Genomic DNA, 1,443 nt, shown 5'->3' with positions numbered 1-1,443 from the left:
CGTGGCCCGGGGGCGCGTACAACATCGCCGACGAGCGGCCGTACCGGCGCGACGAGGTTTTCGCCCGGGCCCTGCGCGTGCCGGTGCGGCACGTGCCGGCCGGGCCGGTCCGGGCGCTGGCCGCGGTGTCGCCGACCCTGACCCGCTATGCCGTCGACCAGCTCACCGACGGGATGGTCCTGGAGCTGGGCCGGGCCCGGGCGCTGGGCTACCGCCCGGAACGCACGCTGGCTGACTACTTGGTATAGACAGCGACGCTACTTGGTGTAGACCACGGACGAGCGGAAGACCGTCGCGGCGTGGGTGCCGTCGCCGCTGCGGCGGACCACCACCGCGTCGACGGTGAAGACATAGCCGGTCCGGCGGTCGAGGCCGGGCACCTCGGCGCTCAGGAAGCCGCACGGGTTGGCCGGCTTGACCGTCACGAAGCCGATGTCGCGCTGGTCGCCGAGCTTGAGGTCCTGGCTGATCGCGGTGATCCGGAACTCGACGATGTTGTAACCGCCGACGTTGTACCAGTTCACCGTGGCCGAGGTGGTGCCCGGCGTGACGGCCAGAGCGTTGATCTTGTTGAAATGCGGCGTGTCCCGGGCACAGGTGGCCGACGGGGTGGGCCGCACCACCGGGGGCAACGGCAGGAAGCCGCTGGTGGTCGCGGTCGGGGCCGGCGAGGCGCCGCTGCTCGGCTGCGGGGTCGGCGTGGCGCTGCCCTGGGCCACGACGAGCCACTGGTCACTGCCGGTGACCTCGGAGGTGATGTCCGTGCCACCGCTCTTCTCGGCGCTGGGCGCGGTGAACAAGCTGCAACCGGTGAGCACCAACGGGGTCACCAACAGCAGGAGCCAGCGCTTGCGCAGCGGCAAGCGGCCTCCGGAGTTCGTGTCCCTGTCCTTCACAGGAGCAATCATCGACAACGCTCACGCCGACTTTAGGAACGGCGGTAGAGCTCCGTGGTGCGCCGGGCCAGGTCCTTGGTCGCGGCGGAGTTCGCCCAGGTGCCGAGCACGACCGCCGCGCCCGGGATGACCTTGGCGGCCATCCGCCGGGCCGCCCGGACGCCGGCCATCTGGGCCAGCTTGACGCCGAGCTTGACCATGACCCCGGACAGCGGCTGGCCGGCACTGGTGGCGAAGAGCCGGCTGGCGCGTTCCCGGCCCGCCGCCACGCCGAGCGCGAGCCGGGCGGTCTCGGCGGCCTTGTGCACCCGTTGCAGCACCAGCAGGTCGGTGGCGCGGTCCGGACCCGTCGGGTCGGCGCCGTACGCGGCGGCCATGTGCAGCACCATCCGTGCCTGCGTCCAGGCGAGCACGCCCACGTCGACGACCGCGCCGGGCAGGCCGGTGGCCCCGGAGACGGCACCGGAGAGCCGCGCGTGGTTGGTGAACCGCCGGACCACTTGCTGGGCCAGCTCGTCCGGGGTGAGGCCGGGGTGTTCCGAGCGGG

At 72.6% G+C, this 1,443-nt stretch carries 2 protein-coding genes and 1 pseudogene; 1 reads left to right on the top strand and 2 read right to left on the bottom strand.

Going from position 1 to position 1,443, the window contains the following annotated elements:
- A pseudogene (locus tag AB0C29_RS48245) lies at nucleotides 1-248 on the top strand (NAD(P)-dependent oxidoreductase); the annotation flags it as partial.
- A gap of 9 nt (nucleotides 249-257) precedes the next feature.
- Here the strand turns inward: AB0C29_RS48245 and AB0C29_RS48240 are convergent.
- Together AB0C29_RS48240 and AB0C29_RS48235 are read right to left on the bottom strand one after the other, a co-directional pair.
- The gene (locus tag AB0C29_RS48240) at nucleotides 258-896 is read right to left on the bottom strand and encodes a hypothetical protein (RefSeq protein ID WP_360835071.1); all 639 of its coding nucleotides are present in this window, start codon (nucleotides 894-896) and stop codon (nucleotides 258-260) included.
- A 32-nt stretch (nucleotides 897-928) separates the two neighbouring features.
- A partial coding sequence (locus AB0C29_RS48235) for an EcsC family protein (RefSeq protein ID WP_360835069.1) occupies nucleotides 929-1,443 on the bottom strand: 515 nt, incomplete at its 5' end.

It is taken from the genome of Actinoplanes sp. NPDC048791, from assembly GCF_040650095.1.
Taxonomy (GTDB): Bacteria; Actinomycetota; Actinomycetes; order Mycobacteriales; family Micromonosporaceae; genus Actinoplanes.
Note: the sequence above shows the minus strand (reverse complement) of the source record. Positions and strands in the feature narration are given on the sequence as shown.